Source organism: Mycobacterium sp. URHD0025, from assembly GCF_000426065.1.
Taxonomy (GTDB): domain Bacteria; phylum Actinomycetota; class Actinomycetes; order Mycobacteriales; family Mycobacteriaceae; genus Mycobacterium.
In genome coordinates, this window is sequence record NZ_AUEQ01000006.1 from 25,006 (window position 1) to 49,895 (window position 24,890).

General features: G+C 61.8%; 28 protein-coding genes and 1 pseudogene. 19 read left to right on the forward strand and 10 right to left on the reverse strand.

All coding sequences use genetic code 11. From position 1 onward, the window contains the following. Nucleotide 1: 1 nt before the first annotated feature. The 11 genes and pseudogenes from H977_RS36120 (at nt 2) to H977_RS32530 (ending at nt 9,443) form a co-directional block, all read left to right on the forward strand. Nucleotides 2-277 carry a DUF3427 domain-containing protein gene (locus tag H977_RS36120; RefSeq protein WP_353587217.1) on the forward strand — a complete coding sequence of 92 codons (276 nt, stop codon included), beginning with the start codon at nt 2-4 and terminating at the stop codon, nt 275-277. Nucleotides 278-417: 140 nt separating this feature from the next. Further along, nucleotides 418-1,362, forward strand: a complete 945-nt coding sequence (locus tag H977_RS0104485) for a PGN_0703 family putative restriction endonuclease (RefSeq protein ID WP_353587404.1) — start codon at nt 418-420, stop codon at nt 1,360-1,362. 434 nt (nt 1,363-1,796) lie between these two features. Next, nucleotides 1,797-2,798 (forward strand): DNA-methyltransferase, encoded by a 1,002-nt coding sequence (locus H977_RS34695; RefSeq protein ID WP_081681615.1) that lies wholly within the window; start codon nt 1,797-1,799, stop codon nt 2,796-2,798. After that, complete coding sequence (locus H977_RS0104495; protein ID WP_155946516.1) at nt 2,798-3,460, forward strand: hypothetical protein; 663 nt, start codon at nt 2,798-2,800, stop codon at nt 3,458-3,460. The genes H977_RS34695 and H977_RS0104495 overlap by 1 nt, the downstream gene beginning before the upstream one ends. Then, entirely contained in the window at nt 3,457-4,650 is a 1,194-nt protein-coding gene (locus H977_RS32525; RefSeq protein ID WP_051288670.1) for an McrB family protein, read from the forward strand. The genes H977_RS0104495 and H977_RS32525 overlap by 4 nt, the downstream gene beginning before the upstream one ends. Nucleotides 4,651-4,653: 3 nt before the next feature. Then, nucleotides 4,654-6,462, forward strand: a complete 1,809-nt coding sequence (locus tag H977_RS0104505) for a DUF2357 domain-containing protein (RefSeq protein ID WP_081681616.1) — start codon at nt 4,654-4,656, stop codon at nt 6,460-6,462. Between the two features lie 264 nt (nt 6,463-6,726). Next, on the forward strand, nt 6,727-7,212 hold the full coding sequence (locus tag H977_RS0104510) for a hypothetical protein (protein WP_029106737.1): 486 nt from the start codon (nt 6,727-6,729) through the stop codon (nt 7,210-7,212). Continuing rightward, nucleotides 7,212-7,697, forward strand: a complete 486-nt coding sequence (locus H977_RS0104515; RefSeq protein ID WP_155946517.1) for a hypothetical protein — start codon at nt 7,212-7,214, stop codon at nt 7,695-7,697. Before H977_RS0104510 ends, H977_RS0104515 begins: the two co-directional genes overlap by 1 nt. Nucleotides 7,698-7,729: 32 nt before the next feature. Further along, nucleotides 7,730-8,065: a hypothetical protein gene (locus H977_RS0104520; protein WP_155946518.1), complete on the forward strand. Its 336-nt coding sequence runs from the start codon at nt 7,730-7,732 to the stop codon at nt 8,063-8,065. Nucleotides 8,066-8,168: 103 nt separating this feature from the next. Next, on the forward strand, nt 8,169-8,252 hold the full coding sequence (locus H977_RS36125) for a zinc-ribbon domain-containing protein (protein ID WP_353587406.1): 84 nt from the start codon (nt 8,169-8,171) through the stop codon (nt 8,250-8,252). Between the two features lie 77 nt (nt 8,253-8,329). Then, nucleotides 8,330-9,443 (forward strand): annotated as a pseudogene (locus tag H977_RS32530) (IS3 family transposase). A gap of 111 nt (nt 9,444-9,554) precedes the next feature. On the opposite strand, the gene H977_RS0104535 reads toward H977_RS32530, so the two are convergent. From H977_RS0104535 to H977_RS0104560, 6 genes are all read right to left on the reverse strand, one after another. Continuing rightward, the gene (locus tag H977_RS0104535) at nt 9,555-10,412 is read right to left on the reverse strand and encodes a GIY-YIG nuclease family protein (RefSeq protein ID WP_155946519.1); all 858 of its coding nucleotides are present in this window, start codon (nt 10,410-10,412) and stop codon (nt 9,555-9,557) included. Between the two features lie 342 nt (nt 10,413-10,754). Beyond that, nucleotides 10,755-11,066 (reverse strand): hypothetical protein, encoded by a 312-nt coding sequence (locus H977_RS35775; protein ID WP_231395876.1) that lies wholly within the window; start codon nt 11,064-11,066, stop codon nt 10,755-10,757. 83 nt (nt 11,067-11,149) lie between these two features. Then, nucleotides 11,150-11,515 carry a hypothetical protein gene (locus tag H977_RS35780; RefSeq protein WP_029106743.1) on the reverse strand — a complete coding sequence of 122 codons (366 nt, stop codon included), beginning with the start codon at nt 11,513-11,515 and terminating at the stop codon, nt 11,150-11,152. 115 nt (nt 11,516-11,630) lie between these two features. After that, a complete protein-coding gene (locus H977_RS35785; RefSeq protein WP_029106744.1) occupies nt 11,631-11,837 on the reverse strand; it encodes a DUF8808 domain-containing protein in 207 nt (68 codons plus the stop codon). A gap of 57 nt (nt 11,838-11,894) precedes the next feature. Further along, nucleotides 11,895-12,143: a hypothetical protein gene (locus H977_RS0104555; protein WP_155946520.1), complete on the reverse strand. Its 249-nt coding sequence runs from the start codon at nt 12,141-12,143 to the stop codon at nt 11,895-11,897. Between the two features lie 104 nt (nt 12,144-12,247). Further along, nucleotides 12,248-12,946: an endonuclease/exonuclease/phosphatase family protein gene (locus H977_RS0104560; RefSeq protein ID WP_029106746.1), complete on the reverse strand. Its 699-nt coding sequence runs from the start codon at nt 12,944-12,946 to the stop codon at nt 12,248-12,250. A gap of 157 nt (nt 12,947-13,103) precedes the next feature. On the opposite strand from H977_RS0104560, the gene H977_RS32540 reads away from it, so the two are divergent. Beyond that, a complete protein-coding gene (locus H977_RS32540; protein ID WP_051288671.1) occupies nt 13,104-13,475 on the forward strand; it encodes a hypothetical protein in 372 nt (123 codons plus the stop codon). 97 nt (nt 13,476-13,572) lie between these two features. Here the strand turns inward: H977_RS32540 and H977_RS32545 are convergent, their stop codons facing one another. Continuing rightward, nucleotides 13,573-14,259, reverse strand: coding sequence for a GntR family transcriptional regulator (locus H977_RS32545; protein ID WP_231395877.1), 687 nt, complete (start codon nt 14,257-14,259; stop codon nt 13,573-13,575). 174 nt (nt 14,260-14,433) lie between these two features. Between H977_RS32545 and H977_RS34370 the strand changes: the two genes are divergently transcribed. The 3 genes from H977_RS34370 to H977_RS0104585 are packed head-to-tail and all read left to right on the forward strand — an operon-like array spanning nt 14,434 to nt 17,582. After that, nucleotides 14,434-15,201 carry an aspartate/glutamate racemase family protein gene (locus tag H977_RS34370; RefSeq protein WP_155946521.1) on the forward strand — a complete coding sequence of 256 codons (768 nt, stop codon included), beginning with the start codon at nt 14,434-14,436 and terminating at the stop codon, nt 15,199-15,201. Beyond that, nucleotides 15,188-16,540, forward strand: coding sequence for an MFS transporter (locus tag H977_RS32555; RefSeq protein ID WP_051288674.1), 1,353 nt, complete (start codon nt 15,188-15,190; stop codon nt 16,538-16,540). The genes H977_RS34370 and H977_RS32555 overlap by 14 nt, the downstream gene beginning before the upstream one ends. Before the next feature lie 19 nt (nt 16,541-16,559). Continuing rightward, the gene (locus tag H977_RS0104585) at nt 16,560-17,582 is read left to right on the forward strand and encodes a DUF6282 family protein (RefSeq protein ID WP_155946522.1); all 1,023 of its coding nucleotides are present in this window, start codon (nt 16,560-16,562) and stop codon (nt 17,580-17,582) included. Between the two features lie 55 nt (nt 17,583-17,637). On the opposite strand, the gene H977_RS0104590 is transcribed toward H977_RS0104585, so the two are convergent. Beyond that, nucleotides 17,638-19,620, reverse strand: a complete 1,983-nt coding sequence (locus H977_RS0104590) for an OPT family oligopeptide transporter (protein ID WP_029106748.1) — start codon at nt 19,618-19,620, stop codon at nt 17,638-17,640. Nucleotides 19,621-19,746: 126 nt separating this feature from the next. Between H977_RS0104590 and H977_RS0104595 the strand changes: the two genes are divergently transcribed. Beyond that, nucleotides 19,747-19,986 carry an AbrB/MazE/SpoVT family DNA-binding domain-containing protein gene (locus H977_RS0104595; protein ID WP_029106749.1) on the forward strand — a complete coding sequence of 80 codons (240 nt, stop codon included), beginning with the start codon at nt 19,747-19,749 and terminating at the stop codon, nt 19,984-19,986. Then, nucleotides 19,983-20,414, forward strand: a complete 432-nt coding sequence (locus H977_RS0104600; protein WP_029106750.1) for a type II toxin-antitoxin system VapC family toxin — start codon at nt 19,983-19,985, stop codon at nt 20,412-20,414. Before H977_RS0104595 ends, H977_RS0104600 begins: the two co-directional genes overlap by 4 nt. A gap of 18 nt (nt 20,415-20,432) precedes the next feature. Here the strand turns inward: H977_RS0104600 and H977_RS0104605 are convergent, their stop codons facing one another. Then, entirely contained in the window at nt 20,433-21,857 is a 1,425-nt protein-coding gene (locus tag H977_RS0104605) for an ADP-ribosylglycohydrolase family protein (RefSeq protein WP_029106751.1), read from the reverse strand. 67 nt (nt 21,858-21,924) lie between these two features. Here H977_RS0104605 and H977_RS0104610 point away from each other — a divergent pair, with 67 nt between their 5' ends. Both H977_RS0104610 and H977_RS0104615 read left to right on the forward strand, forming a co-directional pair. After that, entirely contained in the window at nt 21,925-22,575 is a 651-nt protein-coding gene (locus H977_RS0104610; protein ID WP_029106752.1) for an NUDIX hydrolase, read from the forward strand. Between the two features lie 120 nt (nt 22,576-22,695). Then, on the forward strand, nt 22,696-23,661 hold the full coding sequence (locus tag H977_RS0104615) for a mechanosensitive ion channel family protein (protein WP_029106753.1): 966 nt from the start codon (nt 22,696-22,698) through the stop codon (nt 23,659-23,661). Here the strand turns inward: H977_RS0104615 and H977_RS0104620 are convergent. Continuing rightward, nucleotides 23,640-24,647: a metallophosphoesterase gene (locus H977_RS0104620; protein ID WP_029106754.1), complete on the reverse strand. Its 1,008-nt coding sequence runs from the start codon at nt 24,645-24,647 to the stop codon at nt 23,640-23,642. The two genes, H977_RS0104615 and H977_RS0104620, sit on opposite strands and share 22 nt — an antisense overlap. Nucleotides 24,648-24,890: the final 243 nt, after the last annotated feature.

Below are 24,890 nucleotides of genomic sequence, written 5' to 3' on the forward strand. Positions count from 1 at the left end.
CATGTACCGGGACTTCGCGCTGAGCCCGGAGCTGTGCCACTGGGAGTCGCAGTCAACGACCTCGGCGGCGTCACCGACCGGGCAGCGGTACATCCATCACAGTGAGCGCGGGTCGCACATTCTGCTGTTCGTGCGCGAGACGAAGACCAATGCGTTCGGTGCCGCGCCGTACATCTTCTTGGGGCCGGCGGACTATGTGGCGCATGAGGGCTCACTTCAGTGGACAGCTACCATCATTCTCCGGCGCTGCCGCGCGCGTGTTAGTGGACTCCGATAAGTCGCTGACTTCACGGCCGGATCACGTTTGGCTTGACCCAGTTGTTTTTCCGGCATGTACGAGCTGCCGATTAGACTGCGGTGGTGATCTCGGCAGCTAAGACGTCGGAGACGCCGTGTGACGTGGATTCCACATGCGGAGTGCTGAGCGGGATTGGTCCTCAACGGGCGGGCGATTCGCCGCTAGCTCGCCGTGTGCGTTTTCACCAGTCCTGGTATAGGGCAGTGGTTCTCAATCGAGGTACGTTCGGATTCACATCCGGCTCGCGACCCCAGGCACTTGGAAGCATCCTCACGGACGCAGACGCCCGCGCGGGAATGAACTTCACCTCCACGGCCGCGAGACGGCTATTCCATCAGCGCCACGCGGAGGGGTGGGGCCTTGATCCCACCCGGTGCACAAAGTATCTGACATCTAGCCAAGCGTTGATGCTCAATATGATCGGGCTGCTGGTCGAGTCTCCAACCTGGGCCGCTCGTCTGCTCCGAAAAGTCCTCAATCGTGACGATATCGAGGCCGTCAAATGGATAGAGGTTGAGTATGCCCCTCGCCGCCGCAGCGCGTACCTGCGAGATGGCACTCGGCTCGACGTCCTGGTAATGATTGCTACGCCCGCGGGTGAACAACTCGTTGTCATCGAAATTAAGTATTGCGACCGGTTCAACAGCCGTCGCGTTGATATCAATACGCCCGAGTATCGGCAGCTCGCGAGCGAATGTGAGCTGTGGGTTGATGCCGATCGCGTCCTAGAAACGAGCGAACTCAATCAGTTGGTCCGGTGTCATGCGCTTGCAGCGGCAGTTTCCAAAGACGTTTCATCGGTCCCAAAGATGTGCCCGAGCTTGGTGGTGCTGCACCACGACGGGGATGACCGAGCGTCGGACCTGGTTGCTCAGTACGCGACGGAACTGGCTGAACCGCTGCTAGCTCGTAACGTCAGTTTAAATCGCTTCGTTCAGGTGCTCTCGGAGCAAGCTCAATCAAAAATACAGAAGAGAGTCGCTCGGGATCTAGAGCTTCGATATGTGGACGAAGAGGAAAGTGAGTGCGCCTGGAATGCATGGCGGCAAAGCGTGCGTCGTTAACGCTCTTAGCATTGATAATAAGGCGCTACTATTAAGTCAATAGGTCGTGACTATGTGCGACCGCCCTTCCGTGCGTCCCGTGTTACCTTTTTGTTCCAAAAGGCCTCTCGCATAGACTGATATGCGGCCTCAGCTTTTTCTTCTTGTAGGCGCTTTTTCCGGGGCGCCTGGCGTTGATCCTTAATGTCGTGATATTCAGCCAGCGCAGCAGCCTCAACTCGGGTGGAAAGGACGATCTCTCCGTCCACCACGACGTGATACCTTCCGTCGTCGGGTACGTCGGGCGTGCCCCTCTGGACGCTGACGCCGTACCGCTGATCCGACTCCACCCACCCGCTCACAGGCCTAGCCTAAGACTCTCGGGGTGTCCGCGGCGCCTCGCCACGGATTGACGGTAGATTCTGCTCGAACATCTCTGCGATTAAGGAGGGTCGATGGCGTCTAGAGTACCGCGCGGACCCGCGGTTCCGTCCAGCGCGTCACGCCTACCGGACGGCCGCCTGAAAGACACTCCAGCAAACCGGGCGTTACATCCTGTCGAAACGCCGGCTGCAGTCTTCGAATCGCCCGCTTTACAGGCAAAGGCGCATTATGCGGACGATCGGTCACTGGTTTTTAAGGGTGATGTGACGAAGGTCCTACAACTCCTGGCAAACGAGAGTCTTCAAGTCGATTGCATCGTCACCTCGCCACCGTTCTATGGTCAGCGAGACTACGGTGTGGACGGCCAGATTGGGCTGGAAGCGCATCCGCGGGAGTTCGTCGATTCGCTAGTGGAAGTGTTCGAGATGTGCCGCCCGGTCCTCAAAGACACCGGTAGCCTGTGGGTCAACTTGGGGGATACGTATTGGAGCGGTAAGGGCGCCCACAAGAGCAGCGAGACGAAACAGAGCGCGCGACGGTTTGGAGTTCGGCCGCAGGACCTTCCCGGCGACGGGTTGTGGGCTCGCCCGAAACAGCTATTGCTCATACCTCATCGCTTCGCGATTGGGATGCAAGACCTGGGCTGGCTCATCCGGAATGACAATGTGTGGATTAAACCGTATCCAATTCCGGATCAGGTTCGCGACCGCTGCTCAATCAGCCACGAGTATGTTTTCCATATGACTAAAGAGCGCTGGTACTACTTCGACGGAAGTTCAGTAGGACGGCCGTCGCAGAGTGGGCGTTCACTGCCACCGCTCGATACTTGGGTGGTGCCGCCATCTAGAGGCTCCAAGGTGCATCGCGCTTCGTTCTCCGAAGAGTTAGTACGGATTCCTGTATTAGCTACAACTCCGCCGAATGGTGTCGTACTTGATCCATTCGGGGGAAGCGGCACGAGTCTACGGTTCGCTCGTAGGCATGGCTTCCGCAGTATCGGAATTGACCTTAATCCTGATTACTGTGATGAAATGGCGGACTCGCTACGCGAGATGGCGCAACTGGAGAATTGATGTCAAAGTATCTGTCGGAAACTGAGGTCCGACATGCAGTGAAGCAACTGGGCCGTTCCTCCGCGAAGGGCCGACTGTGTGAGTACCTCATTGGGCTTCGCGCGCTCGAGTTGAAGGGCGAGGACGAAGTTGGCCTGGCGGAATCAGTTCCTCAGTTCATTCGGGCATTGGAAGAGTTCACGCTCTGGGATACGACCCGGGAAGGGAACCCTTACTTCAATCCCTTTGGCCGACAAGCAGATTACAAAAGTCCGAAGTTTCGATCGAACGGGCCTTCCGTTACGATGCATGGCTGGTCCGCGCAGGATAACTCTCCCTATGAGGTCCTGACTACTCGACCGAAAGCGATTAAGCGTCGTTCCCTCTCGTCGAAAAAGCTGCAGACGTTTCTTATACAGAGCGGACGGGTGGATGAGAGGCCGCGGCTCATAGACGTGGCCATTTGGTTCTATCGGACCACAGACCTCGATGAAGCGGACGCCGGTGTATTGCCTGACCGGGCGGAGCTGGAAGCCAGGTTCAAGTCGGATATGGGATTGACCAGCCAAGAAATAGAGGCGCTTTTTCGTCTTGAGGACGAGGATACGGAGGCCGATCAGAAGCCCCCGTCTGAGCTGCCGATGAGCGCGGCTGAATCGCCATCAGCCACAGGGTCGGCATGACGCTGGAATTCGCCGATGAGGTGGCAGACCCGCGAAACTATCTGCCGCAGAGTGCATCTCGTCCAGCGCAGGCCACTTCGGCGGATGCTAATTTGAAAGACGTAATCGAATACATCTCAAGAACAGGTTTCACGTTCCAACCTTGGCAAGTGGCAACTTTCGTTACTGCTCTCCGCACCAAGCCTTTCCTGATCCTTGCGGGGATCTCGGGAACGGGGAAAACAAAGCTACCGCAACTCGTCGCCGAAGCGACGGGCGCAAAGGCGGTCGTTGTTCCGGTTCGGCCTGACTGGACGGACTCAAGCGACCTTCTTGGTTACGAACGTCTCAATCGCGACTTCGTGCCAGGAAGGCTGCTCGCGATGTGCGAAATGGCGATCAAAGACGCTGCGACGCAGTACATGTTCATTCTGGACGAGATGAATGTGGCTCGTGTTGAGTACTACTTCGCTGAAGTGCTCAGCGTAATGGAGAGCCGGCGCCGAGGTCCGGACAACGTGATTGTAAGCGACGTGCTCAACGCATCGGCGCCAGACAAATCAGGTTCTGATCCTCAAGGCCCTGATTGGAGTTCCGTCTATCTTCCGAGCAACGTAGCGATCATCGGCACTGTAAACATGGATGAGACTACGCACGGCTTCTCTCGGAAGGTGTTGGACCGTGCGTTTGTGTTGGAGCTCTCCGAGGTTGACTTGGCCGCTTACGGAACATCCTCTGGACCTTCTCCTGAACCCGCTCACTGGGACGCGTCGCTGTGGTCACCCAGCTATCTTCGGATGTCAGATGTTGCTGATCCGACTAGCAACCAGGTGATCGTGGATGCTGTCAACACGTTGGTACGTGCCAACGAGAGCCTTCAGCGCGCGCAACTTCAGGTCGGCTTTCGCGTTCGTGACGAAGTAGCGTTGTTCTGTCTCAACGCAGCTGCGTCGCAGGAACATTTTGTCGACGGTGATGAGTCTGTCATCGCACCGCTGGATCTCTGCTTAAGCATGAAAGTCCTTCCAAGGCTCCAAGGCGGCGGAGCCCTCCTACGGGATGTGCTAGAGGACTTGAAAGGATGGACGTCGGCCAAGAACGACGATGAGTCGGACTCAGAAGGTCCGTCCGGCTTCCGCAGGACTCGCGAGCGTGTCGAGCTAATGCAGGAGCGACTCGCTCAGACCGGCTTTACCTCCTACTGGGTCTGACCATTGAATCTCCATATCCAGACAGATCGCTGGGAGATCACTCTGGAGGGCGCGAACCGGTCGAGCGTCTGGGACGGACGCGGCACGGCTCAGTCACCCCGGCTTCGTGTCGCAACGGATGTCCGCGATAACATTCAATTTGTCTCAATAGATGGTGATTCGCAACAGATTTCGCAGTACCAATACTCTGGCCTGGGACCTCGAATCTTTGAAGAGACGAATTATCGACTAAGCATCGTTAGCCGCCGTGGTCTCAAGCCTGTTGTAAGCCACCTAGATCCAAGTTTGATCCGCGATGTCCGCGCGATTCCGGGCCGTGGCGAGGTTGCGAGCGGAAACATCAACTTCCGGTCGCAGGTCGGGGAGAGCCGTTTCAGAATCACTGACGGTGAATCTAGCGCTGATCTTGTCGTCGAGGTTCGACCTTCCAAATTGGACTACGAGACTGATTACGAAGACCTCCTTACGGCAGTCGGTGGTCTAGCACGGCAGTTGTTGTTGGAGTTCCTTCGCGCTACGACCAAAGGAGCTGAGGCAGAAACAACTGATGAGAACCGGCAAATCGAGTGGTTGTTACTACTGCGAGAGGAAATAGACTCGCTGCAAGCTGCGCTGAAGTACGTCGCCGAGAATCCGTACAGGCTCTTGATGCGCGAGACGGGTATGACGAGAACCGAGCGCATTCGGCGCCCGTCCGCCGCGACACGTAGGGCGGTCGCTCGTGGGTTGGGGGAAGGCACGTGGGAGCAGACTGAAGGGATCGGTCGGCACCGCGTGAGGCTCCCCGCATCGCAACCAAATGAGACACTCGATAATCCCGAAAACCGCTGGCTCCGTGCCCAGCTCGTGCGGGCCGCGCAGTCTCTGGCCCAGCTTCGTGCAAACTTCGTAGCGTCTCAGCGCACGCACGGTAGAAAGGTGAACCTCCGAAACCAGGCTATCGCTGAGGAGTTGTCGGCGATGGAAGAGACGCTGGCGCCATTCCTGGCGATATCGCCCCTTGCCGACGCTTCATCCTGGGTGTCATCTGGGTTCGCATCGCTGATTCTCCAGGGTAGACCCGGATATCGTGAGGCCTATCTGGCACTGCTGCGTCTCAACATGGCGCTCATGGTGGGCGGCGAAGCCCTCGACATTCCAATGAGAGATCTATCGGAGCTGTACGAGATTTGGTGCTTCTTGGCCGTGGTTCATCGTGTATCAGCGGTACTTGAGAAACCCGTTGAGGTATTCAGCTTAATTGAGCTGCGCGACAACGGACTTCGGCTCATGGTGGTACCTGGGCAACAAAGCACGGTCAAGGTGCTCGCTGAATCGTGCGAGGTGCACGTTACTTACAATCAGTCGTTCCGCATGCTGTCGGGGACGCAGCGTCCAGACATTGTGGTCGAGATCCGTCGTGGTGGTATGCCTCCGGTACTTCTGCTGCTCGATGCAAAGTACCGCCTCGACACGACCCCTGAGTATGTGGGTTCATTCGGCTCGCCAGGGCCTCCAGTGGATGCAATTGGCCAACTACATCGGTACCGGGACGCAATCGTGGTGAAGTATCCGAAATATCCCCTGGGGCGGCCGGTAGTGCGCGCGATCGCGCTGTTTCCTCTTGGGGGCGCCGACTCTGATGGTTGGCTCAAGCACTCGTTCTTCTCGTCAATTGACGACGTGGGTATCGGTGCGTTGCCGTTTCTTCCGACCAATATGGATTATGTGGAAGAATGGCTGAGACACGGAATGACCGTGCCGGCTACCCAATTGGCATGGCCAGGACCAGATTTCATCGCCTGGGCTCAACTCGCGCGGAAACAGGTTTAGATCGCATGAAGAGGGTTGTGGTTAGCGCTGGGGTGGTGCGGAGGGCTGTCGCGCGGTCAACGAAGGCGTCACACAAGCTCTCGGGCCGTGAAGTCCCGACGGTTAGAAGCGGCCTGAAGCCGTCATGCAATTTCTCCAATAGGTGGCATCGCGGTGCCACGAAGATAGTCCCGCCGCCACTGAACCTAACGGTGATCCCAAGACCTCGGACTAATAGAGCTGAGGCATCCGCACCCCGCGACATTCCAGGGAGATACCGATACCGTGAAAACCGAGCCCATCGACCTCTCCGGCTTCATCGAATGGGTGCCGTTTGCCGCGCTGCCCACTGCCGGTATCCCGACCGGGCCGGGTGTGTACGTCATTGTGCGGCCCACCGACGACCCGCCTGTGTTCCTCGACGTTTCACCAGCGGGGCGCTTCAAGGGTAAGGACCCGACCGTGCCCGTCGCCGAGCTGGAGCAGCTGTGGGTGCCCGGCACCCGCGTCGTTTACATCGGCAAGGCCAATCACGGCGGCAATCGCAGACGGGGGCTCTATAAGCGGCTTGACGAGTTTCGCCGATTCGGTGCCGGCGAACCCATCGGCCACTCCGGGGGGCGTCGGATCTGGCAGCTCTCCGACCACGCGGGTCTCCTCGTCGGGTGGCGTGAAACCGATGACACGGAGGCGGCCGCCGTCGAGTCCGCCATGATTGCCCGGTTCCACGCGCATCACGGCCGGCTCCCGTTCGCCAACATGCGCGCCTGATGCACCCCGACGAAATGGCACCTGCTCCGTGCGGGCATCGCGGCTGCCGGCTGAAACCGGTGGAGGTGCGCGCACGGCTGGCGGCCGCCTTCGTGCTCGACGACGCGGACTTGACTCGTGTCTGCGACCAGGACCCGGCGTTCGCTGGCGGATCTATCCCCGACTTCAGCTCGCATCGCCACATCGTCGAGGTGAAGGAACTGACCAGCAAAGTGCTGCGCAAGTTTATCGACCTCTATGAGTCCCTGCCGCAGCGCTACTTCCCGGTCGAGAGTAGCCACCTGTGGGCGGTGTCCGGGGATGTCTCGCGCGCAGCCGCCACGTTCGACGGCAACCGGCAGACCCCCGAGGTGAAGACGTTGATTGCGACGCTGACGCAGATGACCGGGGACCTCGAATCCCGCGGGCTTACAGACTCGTTCGCCGACCATGAGAACTTCCCGGGGGGGCGAAAGCACTTGGCTTCTACTGTGATTGCGCCGTAGTGCCGGACAGTGCATTGGAGCCAGGGATCTTGTTGTCCGGCACGATCGCTGCTCATCCGCGCACTCTGGATCTGGACTACGACGTCACCGCGTTCCTACAGGACTGGCTAGATTCCGAACAGTCCGCCAATGCCAGGAGGTCTCTGGCGGGGCGCGCAGGTTTGAACGTGCTGGTGCTCATGGCGAGCCTCGACGGCCCAGCGGCGAACCTCATTCATACGGTGCAGGAGGCGCCCGGCGAGGTCCCTGCGGCCGCCCTGCGGCTACCTGAAGAAGTTGACGTCCTGGTCGTCGCGACGAGCACTGACGTTCTGCGCTTCGCACGTAACGAGGGATGGACGCGCCACGACGCTCCGCCCCTAATGTAATCGTCGGGGCCTCAGTGGCGGCATCGGCATCGGCCGCGCGGGCGAAGGTAGAGACCGCTGCGAACTCAACGCTGTCAGTCGTGTCGGATACCCGGAGATTGCTTTGGAGTGGCACTCGTCCAAAAACGGAGGGTTGAGACCCTCGAACGTCGCCCCGCGAAGCGGGCACAAGCGCTGGTGGCAGTGAGGTGAGCCCTTCGTAGTGGTCCAGTTGTTGTGCGACTCTGTTGCCCAGGTGTTTGGGCAGGAAGAATCGACGACGACATGGCATCGAACAAGCGCCGGCGGCGTACGCCGGATCAGATCATCCGCAAAGTGGCCGAGGGCAACAAGCTTCTCGGGACCGGACAAGAACTGTCCGAGGTGGGCCGGGACCTGGAAGTCACCGAGTCGACCTGGCATCGCTGGGTCGCCCAGTACGGCCGCATGAAAGCCAACGACGCCAAACGCCTCAAAGAACTCGAGGCCCAGAACGCCCGGTTCAAGAAGCTGGTCGCCAACCAGGCCCTCGATATCGACATGCTCAAGGAATTTTCGGCGGAAAACTTCTAACCCCGAACCCCAGGCGCAGCGCGGTGACGATGCTGCGTGGACGTTTCGGGGGCCTCCGAACGGCGGGCGTGTGCGGTGGTGGGTATCCACCGCTCGACGATGCGCCTGGCGCCGGCGCCGATCAGTGATGAGGAAGCCGAGCTGCAGGCTTGGCTGCGGAAGTTCTCCGTCGACCGGCCCCGCTGGGGCTGGCGACGAGCAGCCAAGACGGCCCGGCGAGAAGGCTGGACCGTCAACGACAAACGCGTCCGCCGATTATGGCGCGAAGAGGGCCTGCGAATTCCACAGCGCCGCCGCAAGAAACGACTCACCGGCATCGGAACCGCGGTCGGGGCGATGTGCCCGGTCCGGCCGAACGTCATCTGGGCGATGGACTTTCAGTTCGACACCACTGCCGATGGGCGAACGTTGAAGATGCTCAACGTGATCGATCGATGAGTTCACCCGTGAGGCCCTTGCTATCGAAGTTGATCGGTCCATCGACGCCGATGGCGTCGTCGATGTCCTCGAGCGTCTGGCCCTGATGCATGGCCCACCACACTACGTGCGCTTTGACAACGGCCCGGAGTTCGTGGCGCACGCGGTCAACGATTGGTGCCGGTTCAACGGCACCGGCTCTTTGTTCATCGACCCCGGCTCGCCTTGGCAGAACGCATGGATCGAATCGTCTAACGGCCGCCTGCGCGATGAGCTGCTCAACTCCTGGCGGTTCGACTCCCTGCTGGAAGCCCGGGTCATCATCGAAGACTGGAGGATCGACTACAACGCCAACCGAACCCACTCCGCCCAGGGCGAACTCAGCCCAGCCGAGTTCGCCCTACAGTGAACCACGACCCACCAACCCCAAGCCGCATAGCGACTGGACCATCAAATGGGTCCCCCTCACCGTACCCAGCGACAACTACCCGCAAAAGTGGTGGAGGACAAGCGCCTAGAGTTAGTTTCGATTGTTGCCGAGCCGGCGTGACAGTAGGACTTGCTTCCAATACGTTTCGCGGTCAATCACCCGCTGATCCTCGGTGCGTTTGGACCAGAACTCCAACAGTGCGAAGCGCAAGTTTTGCAGTGCGTACTCCTCGCCCTTGGCGGCGAGCAAAGTCTTGAGCCCAACATTATTTCCATGCAAAGTCTCGGCATAACCGCATAGGCGATGCCAGATTCCCTCGTCGGCATACGCGGCGCCAACGTAAGGCTCGCCGGTGAGTTGATCGTGGATGACGTAGACGCCCTTCATGGATTCCAACGCGATGCGCCAGTCCGGACGACTCTGACGGACGATGGTCCGAAGGTCGCGGAAGGTGTGATTGATGAGGTCGTGGCCCGGAAAGGCATCACCTTCGTAGGGCTTGTCGTGGATTGCTGCTACGGTCATTTGGTCCAGGTCGGTCTCCAAGTTTCGCCGGATGATGCGGCCTGTCGGGCGGAAGTCGATCACGAGACGTTTGATGTACTCACCCATGATCTCGTCGCGCAGTTGGAGGTCGTACGACCGAGCGTTGGCTATCGATGCACGACCCGTGACCTCGAATACACCGCCAAACAGCCATTGGCTCGGGGTCTTCGGGACTCGCGCCATCGTGAAGATGAAGGTTCGATTGAAATGATCCCGCGCGCCGCGCCACTGACTCCATCCGACCCACTCGTCCCAGTCAGTAGCCAAGACGTCGATCGGCTCGACCTCGCCGTTATGCACCGCACAGTGCAGCTTGTATGCGGTCGGGTCCACGTCCCCCATGAGGTTTCGCAGGGGTATGGCACGCGATACAGGTCTTTGCTGGTGTGGCATCTTCTTCATACGTTTACTCCGACATCTGCTGAATATCGTGCCAGTCTGTCGTGGTGGGTCAGTAGATGTGTGATTTTCGCTGGCAAGGTTTCGTGGTCTTTAGCCGTTGAGTTCGACTCAGATTTTGTCGTGGCGTCTTAAGCCATGTCTGTCCTGGCCGGTTTTGCGCCGAAGTCGGCGCGGAATTTCCGTCAGGATCTCCTTCACCTGGCGTCATGCGGCGTCGGTCACGCGTGCAGGCGTATCGGAAATCGAGAACCAGTTTCAATCAGCCCGTGGCGACCGAGACCGGTGGTGCAGCGTTCCCGCAACTTCGGCCGGCGTTCGATGGCGTCGTCCAGCCCGCAACCGTCACGGGTTGATCGTCATCCCCCGGAACCACCCCGGCACGAATGCGATATCCAGCCGGGCACTCGACTTGTACCCCAACCACGTCGCAATCCCCGACGACTGGTTGGCATAGACCCCGCGGGCCGCAGCCACCACCCGGTTGTACTCGGTGAGCCAACGGATTTCGTCGGCGATCTGCTCCAGCACCGCCCGATCGCGCCCCAGCACCTCGGTGACGATCTCGACCGCCGGCAGCTCGTGGCGCTTGTCGGTGTTGCACCGCGAGCAGGCCATCACCAGTTGGCCAGGCCGTCGATACCGACCAACGACCACGGCAGCACATGGTCGATCGGGTTGTCCGCCGGCAGGTGCGCCTTGCAGTAGAAGCAGTGCGGCGTGAATGCCTGCTTGAACGGCTACCGCACGGCGGCCAGTGCGGTGCGGTCCCGGCCGAACAGATGGCCCGCGATATCGGGCACCTCGGCGGTGAGGAACTTGTTCATTCGTCGCACATCGTCGACCCACATGATCTCCAAGGCGGGTTTGAGCAGTCCGGCGAGCCGGGCCAGGCCGGCCGCCACCCAGGGCATCAACTCGATCGCGTCACCGTGGGCGCGCAGCGTCCGGCGGGAGACGTTGGGATGCAGAAAACTGTCGTCGTAGAGAAACGGCTCATTGGTGCGGGCTCCCGGTAGCCGTTGCAGCCGGAACAACGGCTGTTGCGCCAGGCACAAGCCGGTGTCATCGATGGATGCCTGATAGACCTCCGGCGCCGTCGTCATCGCGACACTCAGCGACGGGCCGGCCGCAGTCGAGCGGTAACACCCTGGCGGCACGTGGAATTCGTTCGTGTTCGCCGGTGGACTGCCGCAGGTCGTGACCCTCGAACGGGCGCACCTAGCGCCAGTACAGCCCCAGCACCCGGTGTGCCAAATCGGGGATGGGTACCGTCAACGGATCCGACGGATGCTCCGGCAGGTTCTCGATGCAATGGTCGATGAGCGCCATGAGGGTGGCCAGTTTGTACGTCGCCACCCGGGCGCCGGTCTCTAAGATCGCCACCACGCGCTGAACGAGCAGCAGGGGATCGATGGCGTTGGACACTTGACCTTGTTACCACGGCCCGTGGGCATTCGGGGTGTGGTCGGTTCGAGATTGACCCTAGCTCCACGTCTCCGGCCGCCGAGGCCGTCGATAGTCATTGCGTGATGCGAGGACATTGCCGTACTCGTCTTTGGCCCACCACCGCTCAAACGTTCCACCCCACTGCGTAATCACTCGATGCAGCCGCACAAGGACATACTCCTTGGTGCGGTCGACCGCTTCCTGCGCTGTCGCACCGAGCTCGCACCCGTGCACGGCGAGGTCAACCGTCCCCATATCGGAGCGCATGTAGGACGTCACCGTCACGCGAACTCGATACAGTTCAAGCATTTTCGATCTGCGGAGGATGCTCGTCGGCCACCGGGTACACCGTACAAACCTCTGGTTGTTCATGGTCTCCTTCCTGAGCTTCAGTCAAACGCCGCGACCAGCGCCGAGTGGTCGGTCTCTCCGGCGAGCTTCGGCGCGTGGTCGAACTCGCAGACGCGGACGCGTCGCGCGAACTCAGGTGCGGCGAAGATGTAGTCGAGTCGGAACCCGTTGTCGCCGGGACGGCTGAACCATGAATACTCGCGGACCGTCGGGTGCAGAGACCGCCACACGTCGACGTATCCGGATGCGATCAGGCGACCAGGCATCTCAGGTCCGATGAACTTGGTGCCCTTGGGATCTTTGTCGAGATTGTTGTTGCCCGTGTTGAAGTCGCCGATGAGCAGGTCGACTTCGCTGCGTCGGGCCCGGTCGATCAAGGCCTCCCAGTACGGAAGTTTTGCGTGGGCTTGTGGCAGGTACACGCCGCAGACGATGGTCCCGTCGAACTCGGCGCACCACAGGTGACGGGCGGGCAGGTCCCTGGTGAAGCGCGATGCGCGGTCGATCGGGGTGCGCGACGCGATGAGCACAGTGTTCTGCTTCGGATCGGCCCCAGGGTGAGTGGTCTCATACCCGGCGCGTTCGAGTTGGGCGATCAGGCGAGCGCCGGTGTCGTTGGCCCGGAACTCGGTCACCACCAGCAGATCGGCGTCGTAGCCCAACAGTCGTGCGGCGAGCGCATCAGCAGACATATTGCCGCCATGGCGGATGTTCAGCGTGGCGATTCGCAGCGTCATCGGAGTGTCCTCTCGCTCGGCGTGGAATCTCCAGCGAGCCGCACAGTATGAAGGCGAGCACCGACAAACGCCGTCAGACCTGGACGCGAAGGGGCTCAACCTTCGGGGATGCGATACGAAGCACGAGGGTGGTGCACACCGGCCACCCACTGACTGGGTGGCGGCCGGGCAGCTGTGCGACAGGTTCTTCGCCAGCGACTCAGCATCGCCCTTCGCTGGCCCCGGCCACCGGGATCTGCTGCTAGAGCTCATCGAGACTGGTTGTGGTGATCCGCTGCGGTGGAGCGATATCCGCGTTGAACGGGCGATCGGTAGCCCGTACTACGACGACTCCTACACACCGTTGGAGATCGTGTTGGATGCGCCTGACCTACTGCGTGCGTTCATCCCATTCGCTCACGCGCAGAGCGGGATTCGTGAGGAGCTGACGGCGCGCACGATCGCGGTGATCGATCAGCTGAGGTCCCGATACAAGAGAGACATCGTCAGACAAGCGGAGAACTACTGGAGCCTCGACGATGCAGGCTAAAAGGGATCCAGCCCACCGAGATTGAGTATCTCCGTAGGGTCTTTGCTGCCTACTCGAACTTGCAGACGGGGCCGCCATAGGGTCTGCGCTTGTGGTGTCAGGCCGGCGTTGATCGGGGGTCGGCGATACGCAATCGGTTGTCGCGCTCGTGCAATGCCCGCGTTACACGCGAATGTCCGAGTTCGACGTGGGTCAACGCGGACGCCTCGGCCAGCCGGACGTTGCCGTGCGCAATGGCGTCCACCAAGATGACGTGCTCTTGGTGCCGATCCTGGGCGTGGCCACCCGGATCAATGGCATTGAGTCGGGCCTTGCGTTCTCGCAGCAGCGCCATGACTTCATCCAGCAGAGGGTTGACCGCCAATCGTTCAATCTCCAGGTGCAGCAACGAATTACTGCTATGAAAGGCCTGGTCGTCGTGGCGGGTCATGGCATCGTGCGCGTCAGCGAGGGACGCCTGCAGAGCGGTGGGGTCGCCACCGTGGGACACGCGTTGCGCCGCGAGGCGGGCGGCAAGCGGTTCGAGCGCCGTGCGGACCTCGAAGTGGTCGGTGATATCTGACTCGGTGATCTCCGTGACGCGCGCCGTGCGCCGCGGCGAAAGTTGTGCAAGGCCGGCGCGCTCCAGCATTGGCAGCGCCTCACGCACGGGAACACGCGATACGCCGAGCTTTTCGGCGAGATCGCGCTCGCGGAGGTCGTCCCCGGGGCGCAACTCCCCGTTGATGATCATCTTCTTGATCTCGTCGTACACCCACGACGAACGTGCCTGACCCGTGCTCACCGGCCCCATTGTCCCATCTGAGCTCGTAGGCGTTCAACACTAGACACCGACCCATTGGTATACCGAAACGGCTCATGCGAGTTCCCGGGGTCCGACGCTGGGCCCGCTCTGGCTGGATATGTTTTAACTTTGGCGAAACCTAAGCCCTCATCCGGCCGCCTACTGTCGCAAATCGTGACACTTGGTATACCAGCGACCCTCAACGGCAAGTCTGACTCGCGGGTCCTGCGGTCCGTCATCGTGGCCAATCCGAACTCGAATGGATCGACCACTGACATGCTGGTCCGGCGTTTCCAGCGGGCGATGGACACGGCCCTTCCGGGCGCTGGTATCCCCGATGTGGTGGGCGTAACGGCAGCGACGGGCCCCTCGATGATCACGACACCACAGGCGCTATCGGCAGCTGCCGGCCACGTCCGCGATGCCGTGTGTACTGTCACACCCCGAATCCGACCTGACGCTGTGATCGTCTGCGGTTTCGGCGATCCTGGCGTGCAGCAGCTTCGAGACTGCCTGGCCGTACCCGTGATCGGGATCGGCGAGGCATCTCTGCGGTTTGCCAGTCGGGGCGGTATCCGATTTGGAATCGTCACCACGACAGGCGATCTCGTCGAAGCACTCGCGCAGATGGTGCGCAATATCGGTTTGACTCATCTCTTCACCGGCGTGCAGCTCACGCCGACCGAACCGCTACGACTGGCAGGCCTGCCCGACCTGTCCAATCGGGAACTGGCCACCGCGGTGCAACGCGCACTCGGTGATGGGGCGCAGAAAGTCATCGTCGGCGGCGGACCGCTCAGCAACGCCGCCGACTACCTCGAACAGTTGTATCCCGGTGTCATCGTCGACCCCGTCTATGCAGCCGCATGGTGGGCAGCGCAGCTCACCACACCGCATTCTCTTCACCAGTATGGAATGAGGGACACCGATGAGCGACACTAGTTCAGTTCTGACGCAGACACTTTCGACCGTCGAGGAACGCGACAAGACATTCCGGCGGGTGATGTTCCGCATCCTGCCGTTCGCGACGCTGATCTACATCGTTGCGTGGCTGGACCGGTCCAACGTCAGCTTCGCGAAGCTGACCATGATGGACGAACTCTCCTGGAGCGATGCTGTTTACGGCGCCGGGGCGGGAATATTCTTCATCGGCTACTTCTTCTTCGAGGTGCCCAGCAATCTGCTCCTCGCCAAGATCGGCGCCCCGAAGACCATCATGCGCATCGGCCTTGGCTGGGGTGCCGTCACACTGCTGATGGCGTTCGTCACCGAACCGTGGCACTTCTACGTTCTGCGGTTCCTACAGGGCGCTTTCGAGGCCGGGTTGCACCCCGGGCTGATCCTGTACGTGACCTTCTGGCTGCCGGCCCACCGCAGGGCGAAGGCGATCGCCGTACTGATGTCGGCCTCTCCTATCGCGCAGCTCATCGGTGGACCACTGGCCGGGTACATCATGACCTCGACGCACGGCGCATTGAACGCCTCCGGATGGCAATGGCTGTTCCTCATCGAAGGTGTGCCAGCGATCATGCTAGGTGCCCTGACGCTGCTGTTCATGACCGACCGACCAGGTAATGCCAAGTGGCTCAACGCGACCGAGAAGGAGCACATTCGTTACGAACTGGCCATCGAGGAGCAGGAGGGCGGCCAACGTCAACACAGCTTTTCGGCCGCGCTGCGCAATCCCACCTTCTGGCTGCTGACGTTGACGTTGTTCTGCATTCTGTGGGGGAACAACGCCATCTCGTTCTTCGGCCCCAGCCTGGTCAGGGCCACCACTGGCTTCGACGTCACGACCGTCGGCTGGATCATGTCCGGGGTATTCGCCTTCGGCTGGTTCGGCATGCTGTTCAACGGCTGGTTGGCCGATCGCTATGGTCACGTACATCGGTGCGTTGCCATCGCAGTCACTATCGGCGCCACCGGGTTGGTCCTGGCCGCTGTGGCAATGCAACTGGGCAGCGCCACGGGCGTCGTCATCGCCCTGATGATGTCAGCCGCGGGAACGATGGGCTCGATCCCGGTATTCTGGTCGCTGCCGCCACGCTTCATCTCAGGCATGGCCTTGGCCGGCGGTATCGCTCTGATCAACTCCATCGCGAACCTGGCGGGTTATTTTGCCCCGCAGTTGCTCGGATCGCTCAAGACGGCCACCGGAACCTACACCACCGGGTTGTACATCATCGCCGGGGTAGAACTCATTGCCGCCGTCACCGTGGTGTTTTTCGTCAAGCGACGGGCCGTGTCCGGCGCACTGCTCTCCAGCACCTCCGCTAGTTGAAGACAAGGAAAGGATCTCCGTGACAACGTTTTACAGCGAAAGCCGCCTCAACCGATCGATGGAGCTGCCGGACCTGCTGATTGAGGGCACCTCCGATGTCCATGTGCACAGTGGGCCCTGGCTCAAATCATGCCCTGGCCGACTGAATCCTTTTCAGATCGCCGAGCAGGCTCGCGACGCCGGTATGCGCGCCCTGATGTTCTACGACCACACGTTGGGACTCAGCAGCGGGACGTCGATGCTCGTCAAGAGCCAGGTACCGGGGATCGAGATCTTCGGTGGCCTCATCATGACGACCGCGCTCGGCGGCCTCAATCCGCGGGCGGTCAAGACGGCACTGCATTACGGCGACGGAGCCAAGTTCATACACTTCGGCGCCCATTGCACCCATTTCATGGCCACCCACGAAGGGAGCTTTGTCGACGGGGTGCCGGTTCCGTTCAAGGACCAGTATCCCAAGTTCGCCGCCGAGGAACTGCCCCGCGCGGTGCGAATCCCTACCGAAGGCCCCGCCCCCGCAGAGCTTCTCGAAATCCTCGACCTGATTGCCGAGCGCCCCGACGTCCATCTGAACACGGGACATGTTTCGGTCGATGAGGCATTCCGACTGGTCGATCTGGCGCAGGCAGCGGGTATCCAGAACATTGTGGTAGCGCATCCCTGCCGCGGCCGCATGACGCTGGATCAACAGAAACTGCTGGCGTCCAAAGGTGTGTGGTTGGAGGGCGCGGTGTCGGACTGGATGTTCCACCGCGGCCTGCCGCGCACCAACTACTACGCCGAACCCGAACTCGCCGATGAGATCGCCGGCATTGCCAATGCACCTGAGTTCAGCGGAATCGTGCCGTGGGCGAGGCAGATTCGCGATATCGGCATCGAACACTTCATCCTTGTCACCGACTACGGCATCCGGTCGGGGCCGACACCGCGCGAAGGGATGCGCATCCTGATCAGCTCACTGCTCGACCTGAATTTCACCGCCGAGGAGATCCACACGATGGTGAAGGCCAATCCGCACAGGCTGCTGGGCTTGACCGACTGATCCGAGTTAAGGGTGTCAAGTCGGATTGGGGAACGTCAGAGTCCGGGTTGCAACCTCAGCTCTTGATCGGTGCGACGCTCGAAATCTTCTGCGTCCGCTTGTACAGCCACATGAGCACCACCGCGAACCCGATGACCCCGAGAACTTCAGCCAACGTGCCGTCATTGCCGGTGAAGATGGCCAACGGATCGTCACTTCCCGTCCCGGCGACGAACCCAGCGAACACCACGCCGTAAAGGCTTTCACCGACGATCATGCCGGTGGCCAGCAGGACGCCGAGGCGCTTCTTACGTTCGACGTTCTCGCCGGTACGGTCAGCCCACTTGTTGTAGAACCAACCCAGCAGTGAGCCGAGCGGGATGATCAAGGTCAGGCTCATCGGCAGGTACATACCCATCCCGACGGCCAGCGGGGGCAAGCTGAACCGGGAAGTGCGACACAGGATCTCGTCGACAATGACGATCACCACGCCGATCGCCGCACCCAACCCGATCAGCGACCAGTCCAACGATCCGCCGAACACGCCCTTGGCCAGCGAGGAGATCAGCGCGGCCTGCGGGGCGGCCAGCGCATGGTCGGTGGCGCCTGGCGCACCCAGGAACCCGAACGCGCGTTGCATCAGGTCGAGCACCGGCGGAATGATCGCCGAGCCGAACAACACGCCAATCACCAACGCCACCTGCTGTTTCCACGGGGTGGCGCCGACCAGCTGGCCGGTCTTGAGATCTTGCAGGTTGTCGTTGGAGATGGTGGCCACGCCGAAAGTGATGCCGGCGACGAACAGGGTGAAGGCCACCAGCGCGAGCGACTGACTGTCGTCTGCCGGGCCGTACACCAGCTTGACCAGCAACGCGGCGATGATCACCGTCAGGATGCCCACTCCGGAGATGGGGCTGTTCGACGATCCGATGAGGCCGGCCATGTAGCCGCACACCGCGGCGATCACCAGGCCGATGACGAAGATGAACACCACGCTCGCCACGATGATCCCGGTCGAGCTGCCATGCAGCACCGTGCCGTGACTGAAGTCCCACAGCAGCACGGCAATTGGGATCAGCATCGCTACCACGATGCCAATGACGATGGGGAACGGGATGTCGCGTTGGGTGATGTCGACGAGCTGGCCCTGCCGACGGTCACGGGCGGAGGTCAGCGCCTCCCGGATGCCCTTGATGATCGGGCGCAGGATCTTGAGCAGCGTCCACACCGCAGCGACGGCGATCGCGCCGGCCCCGATGAACCGCACCTCGTGCACGAATACCCCGTCGATGACATCGGCCACCGACTCGTCGGTCCCGAACGTTCCGATGGTGCGGATCGGTAGCAGCACCCCGAACGAGATCACGAGGCCGACGAGCATCGCGATCCCGACGGTCATCCCGATCAGGTGCCCCACCCCGACCAACGCCAGGGACAGGCTGGCGCCGAACATCGAGCCGCCCGCACCAACGCGGAAGTATGCCGCCACGTAATTGGCCAGCACCTTGAGATTGGCCAGCAGCGCGAACCCGGCCGACACCAACGAGCCGAACGCGATGACCCGGATACCGACGCGGTTCTCTTCGACACCGCCGCTGCTGTCGCCGACCTTGAGCACCTCGGCGGCGGCCACACCTTCGGGATAGGGGAGATCGGAGCCGGTCACCAGGGCCCGGCGCAGCGGGATGGAGTACATCACGCCGAGGATGCCGCCGACGGCGCACACCGCCACCGTGATCCAGTACGGGAAGCCGGTCCACCAGCCGATCATGATCAGACCGGGCAGCACGAAGATGATCGCCGAGAGCGTGCCCGCCGCCGAGGCGATGGTCTGCACGATGTTGTTCTCCACGATGGAGTGGTTGGCGAAGTTGCGCAGCAGTGCCATGGAGATCACAGCGGCCGGGATCGCGGTGGCGAAGGTCAGGCCGACTTTGAGGCCGAGGTAGACGTTGGCGGCGGTGAACACCAGCGTGATCGCCCCGCCGAGCAGGATCCCGCGGACGGTGAGTTCGCGCAGCGTCGGTCGGGTGGGCGTTTCTGCGGTGTCGCTGGCCAACTTGGCATCCTCTCGGTTGCGGTTGCTGACTAACGGTAGGCGCTGGGCTGCGGAATCGCGGCATGATCGGGACCGGCACTGTCACAGAGCGCCGATGAAATGGGATTTGATTGGTACTCTGGTCCCATGGAGGCTGTCATCGATTCCGGCGGTCGAGTCGTCCTGCCCAAGCAACTGCGCGATGCTCTGGGTCTGGTTCCGGGAACGAAGGTCGATATTTCTGCGTATGGCGGCGGACTGCAGATCGTCCCGGGAGGGCGAACGGCACGCCTTGAGCGAGACGACGACGGGCGTTTGGTCGCCGCCTCTGAAACGATCGTCACGGACGAGATGATGTTCGCCCTCATCGATTCGGGACGGCGCTGACGTCGGTGCCCGGTACAGCTGTCGACACCAGCGTCGCCGTGCCACTCCTTGTGAGCTCCCACCAGCAACACGCAATGGCCGTGAGGTGGGCGAAGGGTCGGACACTCGGAATCAGCGGGCATGCGTTGCTCGAAACGTACTCAGTGCTGACCCGCCTACCTGGTGACGCTCGCGTCGACCCCACCGACGCCGTGGTGTTGATCGACGAGAACTTCGCCAAAGCCTTCCCGCTCGGCGCACGCGCCGCGCGCGCAGCCCACCGGGAGTTCGCTCGGCTGGGCATCGCTGGCGGCGCGACGTATGACGGGCTTGTGGCCTTGGCGGCTCGCGAGCATGGAGCTGTCCTCGTCACGCGGGACAGACGCGCACGGGCGACCTACGAAGCGCTCGGGGTCAACACGCAGGTGCTGGCAGACGTCAGCTTGTGACCGGACGAGCGGCGACCGTCAGTGGTGACATGGGCCCGCCGTCTTCCCCAACCGCCGCAACGCTTCCCGAAACACTGGACTGGGATTTGCCTCGGGCAGCGCGTTAAGCACCTCGTCCAACGCCTGCTCAGTGTCTATAACTGCTACGTGAGCACCATAGAGCGCAGCCACTGTCGGTGTGCGGCTGTAAGACTCGACGCAATGCAACAGCACCGTGCGCCCCCGCGCGCGCAGCTGTTCGATCGCACGCACCGCCTCTTGCAGCACAAAATCCAGATGCGGGTTCTCATCGGGGTCGACCTTGTCGATCAGACGCACCTCGACGTGGGGCATACCTTCGGGGACAAGGTGTTGTGGGATACGGCACAGCGAGACGACGGCGTCGACCTCGGCGGGTAATTGAACCAACGCGCTCACGCTGCCGAGCAGGACCTTCGGGTCGTGCGGGTGGTGGGCGAGGACATTGACGCGAGACCACGAGTAATCAGGGTCCGAGATCGGCTGCTTGCGCTCGATCGCCGCCGCCAGCCCCACGAGATCGCGGGCAGTGATGCCCGGCCAGCCGTGCAGCAGCTGCCGCCAGTCCAAGGGCACGGCAGATGCACCGTATGCCGCCCCGAGCAACCCGCCGGCGATCGCGGCCACGGTGTCGGTGTCATACCCGGCCCGCACCGCGGCATCGAGCCCGCGGCGAAGATGTTCGGGCCCAAAGCCATCCGCTGCGGTGGTGCTGATGGCGGACCACGCCGCCTGGAACGCCGCCACCACCCAGCCATTGTTCGGAATATCCGCAGGGCGGCTGCCCTCGGCATGCTCGATCCGCTCAGACCACAGCTCTCGGCGATTGGAGTTGATGTGGTGCAACCCGATTCGCACATCGAGCTCGGACGTCAACACCGCGTGCCGGATCGCGCAACACCACAGCACGGCCGCATCGGCGGCCTCGGGATCGAAATGAGTGAGTCCGCTGATCGCCCGTGCCGCCTCCACCATGGCGTCCTCGTCATCGAGGTAGGCCAGCGCGACCGGTGCGGTCCGCATCAGCGAACCATTCCCGCCGCTGCGCCCGGTCTGCCGATGCACGGCCTCCGCTGCCCCGCGAGCACCGGCCGCCGAAATGCCACCGCCCGCAGCCATACTCAGCACTTTCCGGGTCTGGATGCCGACATCCTTGGCGCCCAAGGACCATTCGTACCAGCGGGCGACGATCGCGTCCTGCGCGGCAACATCGCGCAGATCCGCACCTGTGGCGGCGACTTCGGCGATGGCGTTCGCCATGGCGGTGTCATCGGTCCATTCCCCGGGCTCCCACGGCCCGCCGCCGACCATCTCCACCGGCAACTGCGGGCCACGTGGCGGCTGAAACTCGTACGGCGCACCCAGCGCATCCCCGGCAGCGGTGCCCAGCAGTACGCCCTCAACCCGATCATTCAGTGATGTCATGACGCCCCTCCAGTCTTTTGCGCGAATCTGCGCTAATTAAAGGCTGACTGTACGCTCAAGCTCTGACATGGACAAGAACGCGTATCGAGACACCGGTCAGAAGAGGCTGGAGGACTACCCGCGACCCTCGGTCGCGGTCGATACGGCGGTGCTGACGGTCGATCCCGATGTCGGATTGGCGGTGTTGCAGGTCCGTCGTCCCCGTGGCCGCGATTGGGCGCTGCCTGGCACATTCCTGCACGAGGGCGAGGTCCTAGCAGACGCCGTCAGGCGGTCTCTGGCGGACAAGGCCAACGTCCACGGCCTGAACCCCCGGCAACTCCATGTATTCGACGCCGCCGATCGCGACGACCGAGGGTGGGTGTTGTCCGTCGCGCACATCGCCGTCGTCCCGCCCGACCGGGTGTCCACCCGGTCGGCCGAAACGACCCGACTGGTGCCGGTGGAGGAGCCTGGTGATCTGGTTTATGACCACGACAAGATCATCGAGCTGGCCGTCGCCGACGTGCGCGCTCACTACCGCGATAATCCCGACCCCGACCGTTTGCTGGGGGATGAATTCACGTTGCGGGACTTGCGGCTGGTCCATGAGGCGGTCGCCGGGCGCGAGCTGCAACGGGACAATTTCCGGCGCGCGATGGAGCGGCACCTCGAGCCGACGGGCGCCTTCGCCACGGGCGGCCGTGGGCGGCCCGCCGAGCTGTTTCGCCGAGCGTGACGTGAATCGAAACATGCCTGCGCGTGAATTTTCCTTGCGCCTAGGCGAATTGCTCGGTTGCCAATGTGAGCGGCTGCGCTCATTCGACGGGCCCGTCAGTTCTGCCGTACGGTCGAAAATATGGCTGCGTACAACCTGGCTTTCGAATGGACGGATACCAATCGGCACTGGTTGATCGAGGTTCCTGTTCGGATCGTCGCCTACATCGTTGTCGCGTTAATCATTCGGTATTTGCTGCATCGGATGATTGACCGCGCTACCACCGGCAGGCCCAAGAAGTCCAGTAGCGCAGAACTGGAAGGGCAAGCGAAAAAGCCACCGTTGCTGCGCTATTTGCGTGATCGGGCCTCGGCGACGACCAGCGGCATCCGGGTGGCCGAACGTCGCCAGCAGCGGGCCCAGACTATCGGGTCGGTGCTGAAGTCCACTACCTCGATCGTGCTGCTGGTGTGGGTCGTGCTGGCGATCCTCAGCGTGCTGGGAGTGAACATCGCGCCGTTCATCGCCTCGGCCGGTGTGGTCGGCCTGGCGATCGGCTTCGGCGCGCAGAACCTGGTACGCGATTTCGTCACAGGCGTGTTCATGTTGCTGGAGGACCAGTACGGCGTCGGCGACAACGTCGACCTGGGCGAAGTATCTGGGGAAGTGCAGAGCGTCGGGCTGCGGATCACCACCGTTCGCGACATCGACGGCACGCTCTGGTACGTCCGCAACGGCGAGATCGCGCGCGTCGGGAACATGAGCCAGGACTACGCCGTCGCGCGGATCGAGGTACCGGTCGCGCTGACCGCCGACGTGGACCGTGCCGAGCAGGTGGCTGTCGAAGCCGCCCACGACGTCATCGCCGATCCAAAGATGGCCGGCAAGATCATCGGCGAACCGGAGATGCTCGGCGTGCAATCGCTGGCGGCAGACCAGCTCACGCTGCGGATGACGCTGAAGACCCGGCCGAACGCGCAATGGTCCGTGCAGCGCAAGCTCCGTCGGGAAATATTGCGGGCCTACGACGAAAACGGAATCAACCTGCCCTATCCGCAGGGCCGCATTCACGCGGTCGTGGGCGGTCAGGAAACCACCGGCACGTAATTGGCCGGGTTGATGCGATGTTCACCCGCCGACCACCGGTAGGCCGTCAACGCCCCACCCTTGACCGCGCTGAAGTCCACGCAAGCGGTGTAGTCCGTCCAATCGTGCAGGTGTTTGGGTGAACCCTGTCGCCAGTAGTGCCCGTAGAACACCGGGATTCCCGGCGGGTAGACGTAGGTCTGGTCACCGCCAGAGAGCTCCAGTTCAGGGAGCAGTGGGTAGGGCTCACCTGTCGCTGTCGTGTAGTTGCCTCCCATTTCAGCGATATCACGCAGATTGCGGGCATCGCTGTTCCACCAACGCGCCCGCGCATTGGGCCTCGGGATGCCGTCCTTGTCGTGGTATTCCGGCAGGTTGTGCTCGACCAGGCTGATCTCCGGCCCCTTGAGAAGCGTCTCGATCGCCTGGTACAGCGGGTGGTTCTTGTCTGTGGCCGAAGCCAGGTGACGTACGTCGTCGAACGGCGTACTCGACCCGCAATGCTGCTCGACGACGTCGATCGAATCTTGGTGCCAACAGGCATGTATGACGCGAAGGTCGCCGAGGTCCAGCCACAACGGGATCGTTTTGAACCAGTCGAGGTATCGCCGTCGGTCAGCCCCGGTGACCTGTTCGAGGAATGTCGCGTGCTGCTTGGTGTTCTTCGCCGACCACGGGCTCTCCGGATCATCATGGGCGCGAAGGTATTTACCGCTTCCGGCCGGCCATTCGGTGTCATAGGCGAGTGCATTGAACTCGTGGTTGCCCATCACGATCTGCGCGCTTCCGGCATCGACCATGTCCTTGACGATCTGCAACACCCGTAATTGCTCGTCGCCACGGTCAATCAGGTCACCGACGAAAATGGCTCGGCGGTCAGGTTGGCGGTATTCGCTTGTGCCACTGAGCTTCCGGTAGCCGAGCTCGGTTAGCAGTAATTCCAGCGTGGTGGCGCACCCGTGCACGTCACCGATGATGTCGTAACCCTGGACGGTGGTGTCGGTCATCTGGTGGCTCCATTCTTCTGTCGGAGCGGGGAGGATCTCTCGATCTATCACGACCATAACCGGGCACTCCGACACGTCGGCGCGGATCGACAGACGGGCACCTGATGAGCAGAGTCGCGGTTGAGGGTGCAGCGGGTAGGCAGTGGCTGGTATCGCCGGTAGTACCACTTTTCCGGACCACACATTTGTCGCCTCCGCGGTGCTGGTGTGACGGGTGAGAGTCCCCGGACGCAAATGAACTGA

Bases quoted from the DNA above. Each gene is read 5' to 3' on its own strand.
- H977_RS35780 (WP_029106743.1), bottom strand. From the start codon at position 11,515: ATGACGACGGCGCCGGAGGTCTATCAGGCATCCATCGATGACACCGGC.
- H977_RS0104610 (WP_029106752.1), top strand. From the start codon at position 21,925: ATGGACAAGAACGCGTATCGAGACACCGGTCAGAAGAGGCTGGAGGAC.
- H977_RS0104620 (WP_029106754.1), bottom strand. From the start codon at position 24,647: ATGACCGACACCACCGTCCAGGGTTACGACATCATCGGTGACGTGCAC.
- H977_RS0104495 (WP_155946516.1), top strand. From the start codon at position 2,798: ATGTCAAAGTATCTGTCGGAAACTGAGGTCCGACATGCAGTGAAGCAA.
- H977_RS32525 (WP_051288670.1), top strand. From the start codon at position 3,457: ATGACGCTGGAATTCGCCGATGAGGTGGCAGACCCGCGAAACTATCTG.
- H977_RS0104560 (WP_029106746.1), bottom strand. From the start codon at position 12,946: ATGACGCTGCGAATCGCCACGCTGAACATCCGCCATGGCGGCAATATG.
- H977_RS36120 (WP_353587217.1), top strand. From the start codon at position 2: ATGTACCGGGACTTCGCGCTGAGCCCGGAGCTGTGCCACTGGGAGTCG.
- H977_RS0104615 (WP_029106753.1), top strand. From the start codon at position 22,696: ATGGCTGCGTACAACCTGGCTTTCGAATGGACGGATACCAATCGGCAC.
- H977_RS32555 (WP_051288674.1), top strand. From the start codon at position 15,188: ATGAGCGACACTAGTTCAGTTCTGACGCAGACACTTTCGACCGTCGAG.
- H977_RS0104605 (WP_029106751.1), bottom strand. From the start codon at position 21,857: ATGACATCACTGAATGATCGGGTTGAGGGCGTACTGCTGGGCACCGCT.
- H977_RS0104515 (WP_155946517.1), top strand. From the start codon at position 7,212: ATGCACCCCGACGAAATGGCACCTGCTCCGTGCGGGCATCGCGGCTGC.
- H977_RS0104595 (WP_029106749.1), top strand. From the start codon at position 19,747: ATGGAGGCTGTCATCGATTCCGGCGGTCGAGTCGTCCTGCCCAAGCAA.
- H977_RS0104535 (WP_155946519.1), bottom strand. From the start codon at position 10,412: ATGAAGAAGATGCCACACCAGCAAAGACCTGTATCGCGTGCCATACCC.
- H977_RS34695 (WP_081681615.1), top strand. From the start codon at position 1,797: ATGGCGTCTAGAGTACCGCGCGGACCCGCGGTTCCGTCCAGCGCGTCA.